Origin of the sequence: Psychromarinibacter sp. S121 (assembly GCF_049801035.1) — a bacterium.
Classification (GTDB): Bacteria; Pseudomonadota; Alphaproteobacteria; order Rhodobacterales; family Rhodobacteraceae; genus Psychromarinibacter.
The window spans coordinates 262,768-278,036 of the sequence record NZ_JBNAGE010000003.1 but is presented as its reverse complement, the minus strand read 5'-3'; the positions used below and the strand labels follow the sequence as shown (position 1 = coordinate 278,036).

General features: G+C 66.3%; 11 protein-coding genes. All 11 read right to left on the bottom strand.

Annotated features, from left to right (window positions below; translation table 11 throughout):
* Position 1 precedes the first annotated feature (1 nt).
* From ACP156_RS15080 to ACP156_RS15030, 11 genes are read right to left on the bottom strand one after another with little or no spacing between them, the layout of a single operon-like run.
* Positions 2-2,770, bottom strand: coding sequence for a tetratricopeptide repeat protein (locus ACP156_RS15080; RefSeq protein WP_425052179.1), 2,769 nt, complete (start codon positions 2,768-2,770; stop codon positions 2-4).
* A gap of 28 nt (positions 2,771-2,798) precedes the next feature.
* Positions 2,799-3,428 carry an alginate O-acetyltransferase AlgF gene (locus tag ACP156_RS15075; protein ID WP_425052178.1) on the bottom strand — a complete coding sequence of 210 codons (630 nt, stop codon included), beginning with the start codon at positions 3,426-3,428 and terminating at the stop codon, positions 2,799-2,801.
* A complete protein-coding gene (locus ACP156_RS15070; protein ID WP_425052177.1) occupies positions 3,425-4,894 on the bottom strand; it encodes an alginate O-acetyltransferase AlgX-related protein in 1,470 nt (489 codons plus the stop codon). Before ACP156_RS15070 ends, ACP156_RS15075 begins: the two co-directional genes overlap by 4 nt.
* Positions 4,891-5,697 carry a hypothetical protein gene (locus ACP156_RS15065; protein WP_425052176.1) on the bottom strand — a complete coding sequence of 269 codons (807 nt, stop codon included), beginning with the start codon at positions 5,695-5,697 and terminating at the stop codon, positions 4,891-4,893. The genes ACP156_RS15070 and ACP156_RS15065 overlap by 4 nt, the downstream gene beginning before the upstream one ends.
* Positions 5,690-6,769 (bottom strand): alginate O-acetyltransferase AlgX-related protein, encoded by a 1,080-nt coding sequence (locus ACP156_RS15060; protein WP_425052175.1) that lies wholly within the window; start codon positions 6,767-6,769, stop codon positions 5,690-5,692. Before ACP156_RS15060 ends, ACP156_RS15065 begins: the two co-directional genes overlap by 8 nt.
* 13 nt (positions 6,770-6,782) lie before the next feature.
* Positions 6,783-8,243, bottom strand: a complete 1,461-nt coding sequence (locus ACP156_RS15055) for an MBOAT family O-acyltransferase (RefSeq protein ID WP_425052174.1) — start codon at positions 8,241-8,243, stop codon at positions 6,783-6,785.
* 4 nt (positions 8,244-8,247) lie between these two features.
* Positions 8,248-9,774: a NosD domain-containing protein gene (locus ACP156_RS15050; RefSeq protein WP_425052173.1), complete on the bottom strand. Its 1,527-nt coding sequence runs from the start codon at positions 9,772-9,774 to the stop codon at positions 8,248-8,250.
* The gene (locus ACP156_RS15045; protein WP_425052172.1) at positions 9,767-11,164 is read right to left on the bottom strand and encodes a mannose-1-phosphate guanylyltransferase/mannose-6-phosphate isomerase; all 1,398 of its coding nucleotides are present in this window, start codon (positions 11,162-11,164) and stop codon (positions 9,767-9,769) included. The genes ACP156_RS15050 and ACP156_RS15045 overlap by 8 nt, the downstream gene beginning before the upstream one ends.
* 60 nt (positions 11,165-11,224) lie before the next feature.
* Positions 11,225-12,367, bottom strand: coding sequence for a hypothetical protein (locus tag ACP156_RS15040; protein ID WP_425052171.1), 1,143 nt, complete (start codon positions 12,365-12,367; stop codon positions 11,225-11,227).
* Positions 12,368-12,400: 33 nt separating this feature from the next.
* The gene (locus ACP156_RS15035) at positions 12,401-13,882 is read right to left on the bottom strand and encodes a glycosyltransferase (RefSeq protein WP_425052170.1); all 1,482 of its coding nucleotides are present in this window, start codon (positions 13,880-13,882) and stop codon (positions 12,401-12,403) included.
* Entirely contained in the window at positions 13,879-15,198 is a 1,320-nt protein-coding gene (locus ACP156_RS15030; protein WP_425052169.1) for a nucleotide sugar dehydrogenase, read from the bottom strand. Before ACP156_RS15030 ends, ACP156_RS15035 begins: the two co-directional genes overlap by 4 nt.
* Positions 15,199-15,269 lie beyond the last annotated feature (71 nt).

Genomic DNA, 15,269 nt, shown 5'->3' with positions numbered 1-15,269 from the left:
GTCAGCTCTCCTCGCTCAGTCTGATCAGCGCGGTGATTTCGGTTGCCTTGCGGCTGCCACCCGCGGCGGCCTTCTCCAGCCAGGCCACGGCCTCGGCCGGGTTCGCTTCGATGCCGATGCCGAAGGCCAGCGCCTCGCCGTATTCGGCCATCGCGGTCGTGTCGCCGCCTTCTGCCGCCTTGCGCAGCCAGTCGGTCGACTCGGCCAGCATGGCGCCATTCTCGGCGGTGTCCTGCAGATACTGGCCATAGGCCCGCATCGAGTAGATGTCGCCGTTCGCCGCCGCGGTGCGGTAAAGGTCCGGCATATCGAGCATCGCCTCGATCCGTTCCTTCACCGCCGCGTCGGCACCACGGTAGCGGCTGAGGTAGCTTGAAAGCATCTCCCACTCGTCGGCGTCGCGGGCGTCCGCGATCATGGCGACGGCGCGGTCCGGGTCATAGGTCGGCGCGTCCTGCATCAACGCCAGTTCGAACAGCTCGCGCGCGGCGCTTTCGTCGCCCAGCGCGAAGGCCCGCTCCAGCAGCGCATGCGCCTCGGCCGCCGCGTCCGGTCCGCCCGCGTCCATCTTCATCTCGGCCAGCCCGCGCATCGCCCACGCATTCTGCCCGGTCAGATGCTCGGCAATGTCGAGCCAGTGGGAAACCTCGGCGTCATCGCCCAGGGTGTTGGACAGTTGCGCCATCGACATCGCGTGCTTGTAGTCACAGCGCATCACGCCAGCCGCGCGGGACAGGTAAAGATCGCGCGTGTCGCCTTCGACGTAGGGCGCGGCGAAGACCAGCGCATCGAAATCGCCGTTGTCCGCGATCACCTGCGCGTATTCGTCGTAGATCCGCTGCCGGTGCTCGGCGTCGGCGTCGAGGTTCGCGATCAGCTGGATCGCGGCCCCGATCCCGGCCTCGGCAGGTTCGCGCAGCAGGGCAAGGATCTCTTCGCGGGTGGTGTCGTCGCCCACGGCCTCGTAGTCCAGCAACGCCTGCGCCAGTTCCAGCGCGGCGGGCGCGCCCGATTGCTGGTACTCGCGCCGCAGCATGTCGAAGGCGGCAAGACGCTGTTCGCGGTTGCTGGCCAGTTGCAGTTCCAGCTTCGCCAGCGCGTTCAGCACGTCGCTGTAACGCTCGGAATAGTCCTGCCAGAACGCGCGCATTTCGTCGTCGGCGAAGTCCGCGTAGTCGAGGTACTTCAGCCAACTCGCCAGCGAGCTTGGGCGGCCATACAGCGCCTGACTTTGGATGATGGCGATTTCCTGCGGGTTGTCCTCGGGCGTCAGCGCGATAAGCCGCGCTGCCGGGATCTCGATGTTGGCCGATGCGGTGGCTTCCTCGGTATCGGACCAATAGGCGGCTTCTTCCAGACGCGGGCTGTCGGCGGCTTGGCACATGAAGGCCGCGGCCAGTCGCTTGGACGGCGTCACACCGCCGTAGACCGACACCGAGCGGCTCAGCATGCCGACCGCGCGCTCGAATTCCTCGGGCGACTGGCGGCGGGCGATCAGCATGGTCGCAAGGCGCGTGATGCCGTCGAGGTCGCCACGGGCCGAAGCTTCTTCCAGCAGCGCCATCGCCTCTGCCTCGCCAGCCCAGCGGCCCCTGGTTTCCAGCACGTTCTGCGCAAGACGGGTGAACACCCAGCCGGGCGCGTCGTTCATCTCGGAAATCGCGGTCAGGGCGTCGATACGTTCGGCCTGCTTGTCGGGGTACTGCGCCTTGTACTCTTCAAGAAACAGCGCGACGCGGGTCAGGCCAGGGCGCCCCCCGCCAGAGGCCGCCGCCTCGTACAGGTCAAGCGCGTGGTCGAGGTCGCGTTCGACAAGCGATCCCGCTTCGTAAAGACGGCCCAGTTCGATCTGGGCATAGCTCAGCCCGCCGTCGGACGCCTGCGTCAGGTAATCAAGCAGGACATCGTTGTCCTTCTCGAAGCCCTCGGCCTGCATGTGGTATTCGACAACCTTCCACGCGGCATAGTCGTCGCCGAGGTCGGCAGTGAACCGGTACCAGTCGTGCGCCAGACCGGCGTCGTGGGTGACGACCTCGCCGTTGTGGTACTCGCGCGCGATGCGAGAGGTCCGGTCGCAGATCGTCGAGTTAAGCTCGCCAACCAGCGAGCCGAACGCCATGGTCACGGCAAGATCGACCGGCACGTCCCAGCCCTCGGGCGCGCGGCCTTCGGCTGTCATTTTCGACAGCGCCAGCAGCGCGTCGGCGTTGCCGCCGTAGCCCGCCGCGATCAGCAGTTCGTTCGCGCGGGCGCGGTCACGTTCCACGCCAATGCCATCGCGGTAGAACCGCGACAGGGCGTTCTGGATGCGCGGGGAATCCGAACCTTCCATGCGCGCCAGTTCCATCACCAGCCGACGCGAGCGTAGTTCTTCGTAGCGGCCCGCGTCTTCCATCGCCTGAATACGGGTCAGCAGGGCGTTGCGGCCCGCGAACTTGGGGTCGCGTTCGGCCAGCCGGTCGATCATCGCGTCGATGGTGCCGTACCAGCGGCGCGGGTCGATCTGTTGCAGCCGCTTCAGGTCGCGGCGGACGAAGTCCGAGTCCATCTCGGGCAGCGCGCCGCCGTCCCACGCGGACCACAGGGCGACGGTCTCTTCGTCCGGCGGGCGGGCGATGCAGACGTCCTGCGGGGCCATCTCGGGCGGGCGAAAGACCAGATCGATGGTTTCCGCCGGGGCACGGGGCGCTACCGCAATGGGCAGCGCCGCCGCAAGCACGAGGGTTCGGGCAAAGCGCCGGACAGGACAGAGGTGGGATTGGGATGTCATGCGTTTCGCCCCCCTCGGGCTGGTCGTCTTACTGGGTGTAGCTGTTGGGAACCGCGACGGCGGTATAAGCGCCGTCCAGTTCGGTCAGAACGATGGACACGCCGGCCTTGCGCTTCAGCTCGACCGCCGGCACCGAGGCCAGCGTCTCGCCCCCGGCGCGCAGTTCAAAGTCCAGCGTCAGCGGTGCTTTCAGGGCGACGGACTTGCCCAGACCCGGCGCAACGTCCTCGATAGCCACCGCCTTGGCGGCAGGGACGTACAGTTCGACCGCGTCATTGCCGGTGAGGTTGTAAAAGCTCACGTCAGACTTCGACGGGCTGTTCACCATCTCGTCGGTCAGCACCTCGGGCTCGCCTGTCTCAGACAGCACCACGGTGTAATAGCTGCTGGGCGCGACCTCGATGCTGGTGGTGGCCGAGGGCAGCGCCACTTCGATGGTCCCCGGCATCACGTTCACGTAGGACGATACGCCCTCGTCCAGATTGCGCACCTCGGTGCCGTCGACCGTGGCGAAGGCCTCGCCCGGCGCCAGCACACGGATGAAGCTGGAGTTCGGGTCGAACACATCCTGGTACAGGCCGTCATCCTGCGCGAAGGCCGGACCGGCCGCGGCAGAGATGGCCAGCACCCCGGCCAGAACGAAACGACGAGACTTCATGACTTTTCCTCGCTTTGATTGGAACACACGGAAAGTGTCGGAGCTGCCCCGTAGACCTGGGACATCTCGATTTCGACTTGCGCCGGGCCGTCGGGCCAAAGGGCCGAGAGCGGCATGTAGAACCGCCCGGTCCGGCGAAGACGCTCGCCACGGGCCACCGACTTGGTGCGCCGGTAGCCATCGGCAGAGACGAAGGTGAACCGCGCTTCCAGCCCCGCCGACCCCGAGGTGTCGAGGAACAGGCTGTCGCTTGCATCAAGGTCCAGCCCGCTCAGGTCGGCGGTCAGGACGGTGCGGCTCTCGTTCAGGGTCGCGTCCAGCGGGATGTCGCAGGCTCCGCGCGCGGCTGCGATCAGCTCGCGCATGGGCTGGTCGCCGTACTGGGCGAGGTTGTTGTAGATCGGGTTTTCCCACACCAGATACCGCGGCCGGTTCTCTTGGAACTCGGCAGAGGTCATGTACGAGATCATCGCGCCGAACTGGTTGCCGCCGGTGATCGCGTAGTTGATGACCTCCAACTCGCTGTGCTGGGCAAGGAAACCGGGGAAGTTGTTGATGGGCGAGTCCGAGAAGGACGTGCCAAGCAAAGCGACCGGCACAGCGGCCTCTTGCTCGCCGAACAGGTCGAAGCCGCCGCCTGCGCTTTCGTCATCGCCAAGTCCGATGTCGATGCCGGGATCCTCCGACGCGGGCGCTTCGGCGGTGTCTCCAAGGCCGATATCGACCGGCGCGTCGTCCTCGGCATTTCCCAGCCCGATGTCGATTGCCCCGCCTTCGCCAAGGCCCAGATCGACCGACCCGTTCGAGATGATCGTGTCGTATGTCATCGTCTGCGGCTCGGGCAGCGTGTCGAGACAGTGCTTTTGCAGGATGCGGCGCATCCCCGAGAAGGCGATATCCGTGCCCGTCTCGACGGTTTCGAAGGTGGTTTTCGGCAGGTCTTCGTATTCCGGCTGCGCGCGGATCACGTCGGCAATCGCCGCAGCGGTCAGGTCGGCACCCTTGGCCGTCCAGTGAAAGTCCGCCCGGAAGAACGGCAGCGCATCGCCCGGCGCGTCTTTCATCGCGGTGCGGGCGTCGACGGTCAGCACGCCTGCCTCTTCGAGGCGGGCGATGATCTCGTCATGGGTCCAGTTGGCGATGTCGAGGTCGAAGCCGTAAAGCCGCGCCTCGTCCGGCAGGAGTTCCGGCAGAACGGCGCTTTTCGTCGGGATCGGCACGTAGATCAGCGTTGTCCCCCGCTCGGCCAGCGCGCGGCTCAGTTCCGCCATGTCCGCCACGACCTTGTCCGAGAACGAATGGTGCAGGCGAAGGTCGGCGTGAATGCGGTAGAACACCCCGTCGCGGCCTTCGATGGTCGGCAGTTCCTTGTCGGTTTCCAGCCCGGTGCAGCCGAAGGCCGAGGGCGTCTCGGCCAGTGCAGGGGCGGCCAGCGCGATCAGGGCGGTGGTCAGAAGGTGTTTCATTCGGTGTCCTCCGTCGTGGGGGCGTCATCCGTCTCGGGGATTGGCACCGGCAACGCGGCCAGCGCCGTCTCGACGCCCGGCATCAGGTTCCCGGCGATCAGGGTCATGCGCATCGAGTCCGACGCCTGCGCCAGTTCGAGATAGTCGCGGGCGCGCTCAAGTTCCGCGCGGGTCGGATCCGGCTTTTGCAACAGCGCGGTGGCCAGTTGCAGCGACACGCCCGCCGCGCCGTCGCCGCTGCCGTTCAAAACCAACCGCTCGACATCGTCGCCGAAGCTGCCGAAGGGCTTGCCCGCGAGGTGATATTGCAGCACCGCGTCGATGGCGCGGCTGTTTCCGGCGCGGGCGTAGGCAAGCAGGATGTCGCGGATCACGTCCATGCGGCGGGGCGGTACGGCGTCGAAGTCCTCGATGGCGTCGATGGCCTGCACCATCCCGAAGATCGCCCCGGCCCGACCGGTGGCCGCCGCCATGCCGTAGTAATGGGCGGCATCATCGGCGAGATCGGGGTTGCCGGTCTTCATCAGCCGTTCGGCGAACCGGTAGGCGGCGAAACCGTCGCCGTAGTCCGCGATCCGGCGCAGGTCCGTCAGCGAGACAGAGCCGCCGTCGAGCAGCCGCCGGCGCGCCTGCTGAAGCCTCCACGGAAGCTGCCGGGTGGACTGGAGGCCCGGCGCAAGTTCGACAGAGATCCGCTTGGCCTCGGGGTCGGCCGCGCTGCCTGCGGTGTTCAGGTCGACGACCTGCGCCGCCGCCGGACCCGCCAGCAAGGCGACAGTCGCGGTGAGGATAATCTTACGCATCCGTCTCCTCCTCGGCGCGCTCCATCAGCGCCGGGTCGGTCAGGTAACGAACCGGGAATTCCCAGATCACCACTGGCGGCACCTCTTCCGTGCCCGCCTCTATGCGCGACAGGAACGCGGCCATCGGCGCGACCGGGCCCTGCCCCTCTTCGGCGTAGTTCAGAACGTCCTGCGCCAGCGACAGCTTCAACGCCTCGGCGAAGCTCCAGTTGGGGTTGGCGGAATAGCTGGTGCCGACAAGGGCATAGGCGTCGCTGCCGCCGCCGCCGAAGATGTCCATACCGCCATCGCTGTCATCGGAGACCGCCTCGGCCACGTAGGGCGTCACATGCTCGGGACGCAGGCCCACGAAGGGGGCAAGCTCGTCCGACGTAACGAAGGTCACGAGATCGCCGGTGAAACTGACCGGTGCGCCCTGCACCACGTCGAAAGACGCATCGCCAATGGCGACCCGGCCCGAAGCCGCGACCGCTTCGGCGACGTCGAAAGCCGCGTCGGGGGTCCAGTGCGTATCGGTGCGAAAGAAGGCGTCCGCGCGCTTCGACAGCACCGGGCGGGTGTCCACGGCTTCGACGCCCGCACCGTCCAGCGCCGCGAGGAAGGCTGCATAGTCCTTCTCGATCCGCGCGGGCTGGTTGTCATCGTCCGCCTGCGCGCGCTCCATATCCAGCTTCGCGGGCAATGGAACCACGACCAGCTGGGCGCCCGCCTTTTCCAGCGTGGCACGGACACTTGCGATATAACCGATCGTCTCGTCCAGCCCGTGCTCGGCCGTGGCCAGCGGGCGGTATTCCTCGTCCGAGAACAGCCAGCCATTGCGCCCGACCACCACGCCATCACGCCCCTCGCCCAGCGCGATGTAGCGGACGGCGCCGATGATGCCGACGGCGGGCTCGCGGTGCGGCAGGTTCGCGCGGTAGATCGAGTCGATCTCCTGCGTTACTTCGCCCGACCAAAGACCGGCCCACTTCGGCCCCTCCACGTCCGAGGTGAACAGGCTGTAGTTGGCGAAAGCCGCGTAGCCGAAGAAGGCGACGGGAAGGGTCAGTTTCAGAGCAAGGCGAAGCGACATCTGCGATCTCCGGTCAGAACTGGAAGTAGAGGAAGGGCGAGAAGCTTTGCTCGGCCAGCTTCAGGACGGTCAGCACCCCGATGGCGAGCACCGCGACCACCGAGACGGTCTGCATCAGCGTGCCCTGCGCCGCGTAGCTTTCCACGATCACCGTGCCGTCATGGGACACCGGGGCGTCCTTCGCGGGTTTGGTGAAGTACACCTGGATATGCGGCTCAAGGAACACGACAACTGCGGCGATCAGGGCCAACGCGACGCTTTCGCGGGTGACCTCCATCCACAGGGCCGGGTCGCCGGTCAGGCCGTTCGCTCCGAACATGCCCGCATAGACCTCGAACCCTTCCGAGACGGTCGTGGCACGGAACATCACCCATCCGATCAGGACGAAGAACAGGGTCAGCGGCAGCGAGATCCAGCTGTCCGCCGCGCGCTTGTGCCAGCCGGTATAGCGTTCGGCCGCCAACAGACCGCCGTGCCAGAAGCCCCACAGAACGAAGGTCCAGTTCGCGCCGTGCCACAGGCCGCCCAGCACCATCACCGCCATCAGGTTGAAGTAGGTGCGGCCCGGCCCTTTACGGTTCCCGCCCAGCGAGATGTAGAGGTAGTCGCGCAGCCAGTTCGACAGCGAGATGTGCCAGCGGCGCCAGAACTCGGTGATCGAGCGGCTGATGTAGGGGAAGCGGAAGTTCTCGAGGAAGCGGAAGCCCATCATCCGGCCCAGCCCGATGGCCATGTCCGAATAGCCCGAGAAGTCGAAGTACAGTTGCAGCATGTAGGCCAGCGCCCCGGCCCATGCGAGCGCCATGCCCACTTCGCCGCCGCCGAAGACCACGTCGGCCAGCGGCGCCACGGCGTCGGCGAGGATAACCTTCTTGCCAAGCCCGATCAGGAAACGGGCGAGGCCGTCGCAGAACATCTCGACCGAGTGCTCACGCTCGCGGAACTGGTCCTCGAGATCCTTGTAGCGCAGGATCGGCCCGGCGATCAGCTGCGGGAACAGCGCGATGAAGGCGGCGAAGTCGATAAAGCTGGCGTCGGCGGTGGCGTCGCCGCGATGGACGTCGATCAGGTAGCTCAGCGCCTGGAACACGTAGAACGAGATGCCGATGGGCAGGATCAGATGCCAGTGCACGCCCAGCCCGGCCGCGTCGGTGCCCATCAGGGCCGCGAAGCTGTCGATGAAGAAGTTCAGGTACTTGAAGACACCCAGGACGCCGAGACATCCGGCGACGCCGATGCCCAGCCAGACGCGGCCCGCCTTGGTGCCGCGGTGCTTCGAGACCTGCTGGCCAACGACATAGGCGAAGGCGGTGGTCAGGAACAGCAGGCCAAGGAAGTCGACCCGCCACCACGCGTAGAAGACATAAGAACCGGCGAGGATCGTGTAGGACTTCAGCTTTGCCGGAGTCAGGTAGTAGGCCGCCAGAAACACCGGCAGGAACAGGAACAGGAAGGATTCCGAAGAGAAGACCATCGCGTCAGCTTTCTTGTTCGGGGCTGCAGGACAGGGGTGCCAGACCGTCGCGCGGGGCGTGTCCCACGCTTAAAAGCATGTCGGTCTCGCCCCGGAGATTGCCGACGATCTCGGGGGTCAGCCCGTTGAGGTCGCCGTCGAAGAAGCGGGGGAACTGGTCGGTGAGGTCGTTTCCGCGCAGCGCGAGCTTGCCGCCCGAAGCGCTGTCCAGACCGGCGCGGTTGCCGACGAACAGGTTGGCGTCGACCAGGGTAGGAACCTCGCCCGGCTGGTCCGCAACGAACAGACCGGCGCTGCCGTTGGCGAGGATGCGGTTGTCGCGCACCACGCCCGCGCGGACGGCACGCAGCGAGATGCCCTTCATTCGGTTCTCCAGCGCGACGTTGCCCGCAAGCACCGCGCAATCGCTGGCCTCGACGGTGATACCGACGCCGTCGCTGCCCCAGACGATGTTGCCAAAAATGCGGGTCTCGTGGCTGGCATCGTCGACGCGGATCGCGCCGCCACCGGCGCGGAAGATACGGTTGTCGGCGATCTCGGTGCCGGTCGAGGCGTCGGTCACCCGGATGGCGTTGCCTTGTGCGCCGTCGATGAACAGGTTGCCCGCGATGACGGCGTCCTGCGTGGCGCGAAGCTCTACCGCCTCGCCATGCATCCCGTGGAACAGGTTGCCGGTCACCACCGGCGCGGTGGCACCCTTCAACGTCACCGACAGCACGTCGCGCAGGACCGAGCCGGTGACGAGAGTGCGATCCTCGGCGGGGTAAAGCCCGCCGGTGAACTGGGTCAGCCCCGCGAAGGCCGGCGAGACGTCGAAGCCAAGGTGTTCCAGCCGCGCGTTGCGGATGACCATGTGGCCGGTACCTGCGGTGATCACGAATGGCGCGAACTCCGGGACTTCGGCATGTTCGCCCCCTGCCCCCTCGATCGCGCCGCCGTTGACGACGAGCGCGCCGAAGTTCGCAAGAAATGCGCCGTCCGATCGGCTGAGCTTCAACGTTTCTCCCTTGCCGACGATCAGCCGCGCGCCGGGCCAGATCACCAGCGGAAGGGTCAGGCCGTCGGGGCCGCTGGCGTCCATGACCTCGGGGGTCCGCATCAGATCCGCCAGCGAGATCGTGCCGTCCTGAACCGCGATAGCCTTGGGCGTGTCGCCATGCTGGGCGCGCAGAACCATCAACTGACCGTTCGCGCCCGCCGATTGCGACATCTGCAAAAGCGTCACCCGTACGTCGATCAGCGAAATGTGGGCGTCGGGCAGCAAGGTCAGCGTGTCATAGCGCACGTCGACGGGGGGCGGCAGGATCTGCATGCCGTCGGCGTGGCCGAGGTCGGGAAGGGCCGACAGGCCCTCCGCCGTGTGCGCCGCGCCGGACAGGGTGGCGTAGGCACCGACGATGCCGCGCCGCAACTCGGCGTAGCGATCCACCGCCTGGGCCTGGGCCGTCGCGCAGGCCATCGTGGCCAGCGCAGCGCCCAGAAGCGGGGCCGTCAGCCGGCCAAGCCTCCCTGTCCGCCGCAGATCAGCCATGGCGCACGATCTCCGGCGCGGCGATCAGGGCCGAGTTCATCGTGACCAGCAGCGCCTCGACGGGATCGTTGGCGGTGTTGGTCAGATGCGCGCTGCCATCGGGCTCCAGCACGACGCGCTCGCCCGCCTCCAGCTTGCGGCGGCTGAGGCCGTCGAACACTTCCAGCTTGCCATGGACCGAGATCAGCTGGCGGCCCGGAAGCGGGTCGACGCTGATCGAGGCGCCCGGATTTATACGGATCACCGACATGTCGTAGTCGCTGTTGTTCAAAAGCTGGTGGCTTTGCCCCCAATCGTGATCGCGGGTCACATGGCGCACCGCCTCGATCCGCTGCTCCTCTTTCAGCGTCTCGACCACCTCTTTCACGTTCTGGCACATGCCGCGCTGGGTCACGAGAACCGCGTCGGGCGTGTCGACCACGATGACGTCGGACATACCGACCACCGCGACCAGCCGCTTCTCGGCCTTCACCAGCGCGTTCTCCGTGTTGATGGTGATCACGTCGCCATGCAGCACGTTGCCGCTTTCGTCCTGCGCCCCGATGGAGTGCATCGATGTCCAGCAGCCGACGTCGCTCCATTGTACGTCAAGCGGAGCGAGCGCCACGGCAGAGGACCGTTCGAAGATGTTCCGCTCGGTCGGCTCGTTGGTTGCGCGACGGAAGCTGTCGGCGTGCAGCTCAAAGGCGTGGAAGCCCTGCTCGCCGCGTTCCAGCGCATTGCTGACCGCGTCATATGTGGTGCGGTCGAGCTTCTTGAACTCTTCGATGATGGTCTCTGCCATGAACAGCGAGATGCCCGAGGCCCAGTAGGCGAACCCGCTTTGTATCAGGTGCGCGGCGCGGCTGAGCGGCGGCTTCTCGACGAATTCGGCGACCCGGTGAAGGTCCTTGTGCTCGGTGAAGTTGCCGCCGTCCGTGATGTAGCCATAACCGGTTTCCGGATAGGTCGGCTTGATCCCGAAGATCACGATCCGCCCGTCCTGCGCCGCCTGCCGCATCTGCATGATCGGCGTGTTCAGGTTGCCGATGATGACGTGATCCGAGGGCAGGACCAGCATCAGGCCCTTCGGATCCTTCCGCGCGATTTCAAGCGCTGCGGCAAGAACCGCGGGCCCGGTGTTGCGCGCGACCGGCTCGGCCAGAACCGTGGCCGGACATTGCAGCGCGTCCAGCTGGCGGCGGACGACCACCGCGTGCTGCGCCGAGGTGACGACGTAAGGATCGGCGAACACGCCGCCCCGGTGCCGCTGCACCGTCGCCTGGAAGAAGGTCAGCGAGCCCGCGCCGTTCACCGACTGGAACTGCTTGGGGCTTTGCGCCCGGGACATCGGCCAAAGGCGCGATCCCGAACCACCACAAAGTACGACCGGGTGAATATCACTGTTCATCTTTGGCCTCCTGTGCCATCCCGTGCCGGCTTTCGGCCGGGGGGTCTTTACGTTTGGAAATCATTCCTCGGTCAGGTCGCTGACCAACGCGGTCCAAGCGCCCCCGATCCGAGTGCCTGCATTCTTCCACGTGCCGCCCAGCCAGTCGGGCAACAGGTGACGGCGGAACCGCAGACGGGCGGTGGTGCCCGGCTGAAGCGTACCGGCGACATTGTCGGGCAGGGTCAGGTCGGCGGGCACGGTGTCCCCCGGCTCGGCCGCCTCGCCCTGCATCAGCGCGACGGTCACCGGCACAACGTCGCCGCTGGCCAGCACCAGTTCCGCGCTATCGCCCGCGAACATGCGCGCGACGCCCTCGAAGCTGATCTGAGTACGCGCTTCCAGCCCCGCATCGGCCTCGACCAGTTTGACCAGGGCCGTACCCGGCAGAATGGTCGCGCCCTCGTAGAAGTCGGGCAGCGGTTCCAGTTCGCAGTCGCAGGGCATCTCGACGCTGAGGAAGTCTCCGGAGTTGGCGCTGATCGAGTAGATCACGTCGCCGGCGCCGGCGTCCGGGTTCACATAGGTGATCTGGCCCGCCGCGGTGGACCGCAGCGTTTCGCCGGGGACCGACACCATGACCGGCTGGCCCTCGTAGCTGAACATCACGCGGTTGTGGATCACCTGCCCAGCGACCAGCAGTAGGCCGACGCTGAGGCCAAGGATCGCGAAACGCTTGAAACCGTTGCCCGCCCGGCCCGCGAAACCGCGCTGCACCTTGGGCGGCTGCGCCTTGACCTTGGTCGGACCGGTATAGCCCAGCATCTGTCCGATCGAGACGAGGTCGCCCGCGATGGCGCTGTTCAGGATGTACCGCAGCGGCGCCAGATGGCCGGCGGTCGGATCGGTGAACCGCAGTTCGTAGGTCGCGTCGGCCTCGTTGCCCAGCCGCAGAACCCGGACCTCGGGGTAAAGGTTGGTCGAGAAGCCTTCGAAGTCGAAGCGCAGCGTCACCGGCCGGACCCCGCCCTCGGCGTTGGGCGGCAGCAGCCCCGTCACGACGGCTCCGGTCACCGACAGGCTGCGGCCTTCCATCCGGCGGTCGCCGATGACGGCCGTGAAGGGCACCGGGATCTGCGGGTGTTCGGCATCGTGGACGAACCCGTCCGGCACGGCGGTCCGGCTGGCAGGGGTGTCCGAAAGGGTCATGTCGGTGTCACTCATGGTTCGGTCCTTGTGTCGGTGTCGGGCGGCGCGTCACAGAACGCCGGTGAGGAACAGGACGGCCACGGTCAGCCATCCGAGTGCGAGGAAGTGGAGATAGGCAGAGCCCATGGACGCCATCCGCTGGCCCAGCGGCACCGGGGCGCCGCCGCTGCCGGTGGCCGCCGCCTGCCGCGTCCACTTCTGCCGGTCGAGCCGGAAGAAGACGAAGCTTTTGACGCAGGCGCCGAACAGCTGGCTGAAGTACAGCAGGAAGGGATAGGTGATCGGGAAGGTCCGCCCCCGGAAGCCGCAGATGATCCAGCAGAACACGTAGCGGGTGAACATGACCCAGCCGAAGTAGATGGGCAGCACCAGCGGATCGAAGAAGATCCCGGCGACGATCACCGACAGCGGGCCCGCCAGCGTGCTCCAGATCGACAGGCGCTGGTCGAAGATCGACCACCAGGTGAACAGGCCGATCTCTTTCGGAGACAGTTCCAGCGCGCGGCCATTGGTCCGCAGCATGTTGCCGAACCAGCGGACCATCAGCGCGGCGGCGCTGCCGATGAACGTGGGCTTGGGCTGCGTTTCCATGCTGCTCGACCGGACGTCGGGCAGATAGGCCATCTCGTATCCGTTCTTCATCAGCCAGAACCACGTCGACTTGTCGTCGCCGGTCAGGAACTTCACATGCCCCAGCCGCCAGTGGTCGATGTGGTCGTACTGCACGAGGTTGATGAAATCCGGGTCGGTCGCGAGGTCGGCGCGGAATACCGACATGCGACCGGTCAGGGTCAGCACGCGGTTGCCGTATCCCATCGAGCACATCATCACCTGCCGCTGGTCGAAGCGCAGTTCGAACCAGTCGCGGAACAGGCCTGGTTGCGGGATGCTGACGGCCTCGTCGGTCGTCAGCGCCCCGATCTTCGGGTTGGTGAAGAACGGCGCGGACTGCGCCACGACATCGGGCGGAACGCAGCTGTCGCCGTCGACGAACAGCACGATATCGTGCCGCGTCGGGCATTGCCGCGCGATAAGGGTCAGCGACCGCGCCAGCGCGTCGCGCTTGCCGGTGCCGGGGATGCGGTCGACGATCAGACGGACGTTCGTCATGTCCTCGGGCGAGGTCGCGAAGATCTGCCGGATCAGCCTTTCGTCCGCGCCGTCCACGACCGAGGCGACGATGGTCGCGCCCGCTTCCGAGTTGGCGGCGGCGGTGAAGATGCTGCGATAGACCGGCAACGTCACCTCGGGCTCGATCTTGTACGAGGTCGTCAGAAAATAGGCGTGCGCGCGCAATGGCTTGGCGGCATAGGCCGCGTTCGCCTTGGCCTTCCGGCGCGGGTAGGCCCAGCGCCGGAAGATCACCGCACGGGTGAAGTTGATCGACGCCCAGCTATACCGCCATGCCCCGATGGCGCCGACGACCAGCAGCCCGGCCGCCGCCTCGCCCAGCAGGGCGGGCGGAACCAGCGACGCCAGAAGGACGATCACCGAGATATATGCGAGATGGCCAAGCATCGCGGGGATCACCAGCAGATGCCTTCGTAGCCGCCCTGGCTGACCAGATCGCGGCGCAGGCGGGCAAGGTCGACCATCGGCTTGGACCCGGACACCTTGTCCAGCTCGGCCACAGTCTCTTTATAAAGGTTGCCGACCACGATGGCGTCAGAGCCTTCGATCAGCTTGCCCAGTTCAGGCACCAGCCGGTCGGCAAGATCGGGCACGACGTCGTTGCCACGGCCCGCCGTCGAATTCGCATTTGCATAGGCTTCGTGCACGAAGGGGTCGTAGATCTCGACCGCGACGCCGGACTTGATCAGGCGCCCGGCCAGTTCCGCCAGCGGGCTCTCCCGCAGGTCGTCGGTGCCGGGTTTGAAGCTGATGCCGACGAAGCCGACCTTCTTGGCGTTCGCCTTTGCGACCATCTGCTCGGCCTTGGCGATCTGGGCCTCGTTGGCCTCGACCACCGCGTCCAGCATCGGCGACTTGACCTCGCGGGTCTGGGCCAGATGGCGCAGGGCACGGACGTCCTTGGGCAGGCAAGAGCCGCCGAAGGCAAATCCCGGGCGCATGAAGTAGGGCGAGATGTTCACCTTGGTGTCGGAGCACAGGATCTCCATCACCGTCTGGCCATCGAGGCCGCAGGATTTGGCGATGTTGCCGATCTCGTTGGCGAAGGTGACCTTCACCGCACGCCACGTGTTCGAGGTGTACTTGACCATCTCGGCGGTGCGCAGGTCGACCACGTGGATCTTGGTGCCGAGATGCGCGTTGATCTCGGTCAGGATTGCGGCGGTCTTGTCTTCCAGCGCGCCGAACACGATGAGGCCCGGATCGTAGTAGTCCTCGATCGCGGTGCTTTCGCGCAGGAACTCCGGGTAGTAGCCCATGCCGAAGTCGGTGCCGGCCGTCTTGCCGGACGCGGCTTCAAGCACCGGGATGCAGGTGCCCTCGGTGCTGCCCGGCACGATGGTCGAGCGGATGATGACCGAGTGGAAGGCGTCTTTCTTCGCCAGCGCCTTGCCGATCGACTCGCAAACACTGGAGACATACGTCAGTCCGACCGATCCGTCCGGCGCCGAGGGCGTACCGACGCAGACGAAGCTGGCATCGGTGTTGTCGATCGCGTGCTGAACGTCGTCGGTGGCGATCAGGCGGCCGGCCTCGACCACCTCTTTCACCAGATCGCCCAGTCCCTTCTCGACGATGGGCGACTTCGCGTTGTTGATCGCGTCGATCTTGCCGGGGTCGACATCCACCGCGATGACATCGTGTCCGTCCTTCGCCAGGCAGGCCGCCGCGACAACGCCGACGTAGCCGATTCCGAATATGCTGATACGGGCCATTCCATCCTCGTCTAAGCTGAATCAAATCGCCCGTCCTGGGCATGACACAACCCTGCCGCAATGCAGCGACA

Bases quoted from the DNA above. Each gene is read 5' to 3' on its own strand.
- ACP156_RS15080 (WP_425052179.1), bottom strand. From the start codon at position 2,770: ATGACATCCCAATCCCACCTCTGTCCTGTCCGGCGCTTTGCCCGAACC.
- ACP156_RS15075 (WP_425052178.1), bottom strand. From the start codon at position 3,428: ATGAAGTCTCGTCGTTTCGTTCTGGCCGGGGTGCTGGCCATCTCTGCC.
- ACP156_RS15070 (WP_425052177.1), bottom strand. From the start codon at position 4,894: ATGAAACACCTTCTGACCACCGCCCTGATCGCGCTGGCCGCCCCTGCA.
- ACP156_RS15065 (WP_425052176.1), bottom strand. From the start codon at position 5,697: ATGCGTAAGATTATCCTCACCGCGACTGTCGCCTTGCTGGCGGGTCCG.
- ACP156_RS15060 (WP_425052175.1), bottom strand. From the start codon at position 6,769: ATGTCGCTTCGCCTTGCTCTGAAACTGACCCTTCCCGTCGCCTTCTTC.
- ACP156_RS15055 (WP_425052174.1), bottom strand. From the start codon at position 8,243: ATGGTCTTCTCTTCGGAATCCTTCCTGTTCCTGTTCCTGCCGGTGTTT.
- ACP156_RS15050 (WP_425052173.1), bottom strand. From the start codon at position 9,774: ATGGCTGATCTGCGGCGGACAGGGAGGCTTGGCCGGCTGACGGCCCCG.
- ACP156_RS15045 (WP_425052172.1), bottom strand. From the start codon at position 11,164: ATGAACAGTGATATTCACCCGGTCGTACTTTGTGGTGGTTCGGGATCG.
- ACP156_RS15040 (WP_425052171.1), bottom strand. From the start codon at position 12,367: ATGAGTGACACCGACATGACCCTTTCGGACACCCCTGCCAGCCGGACC.
- ACP156_RS15030 (WP_425052169.1), bottom strand. From the start codon at position 15,198: ATGGCCCGTATCAGCATATTCGGAATCGGCTACGTCGGCGTTGTCGCG.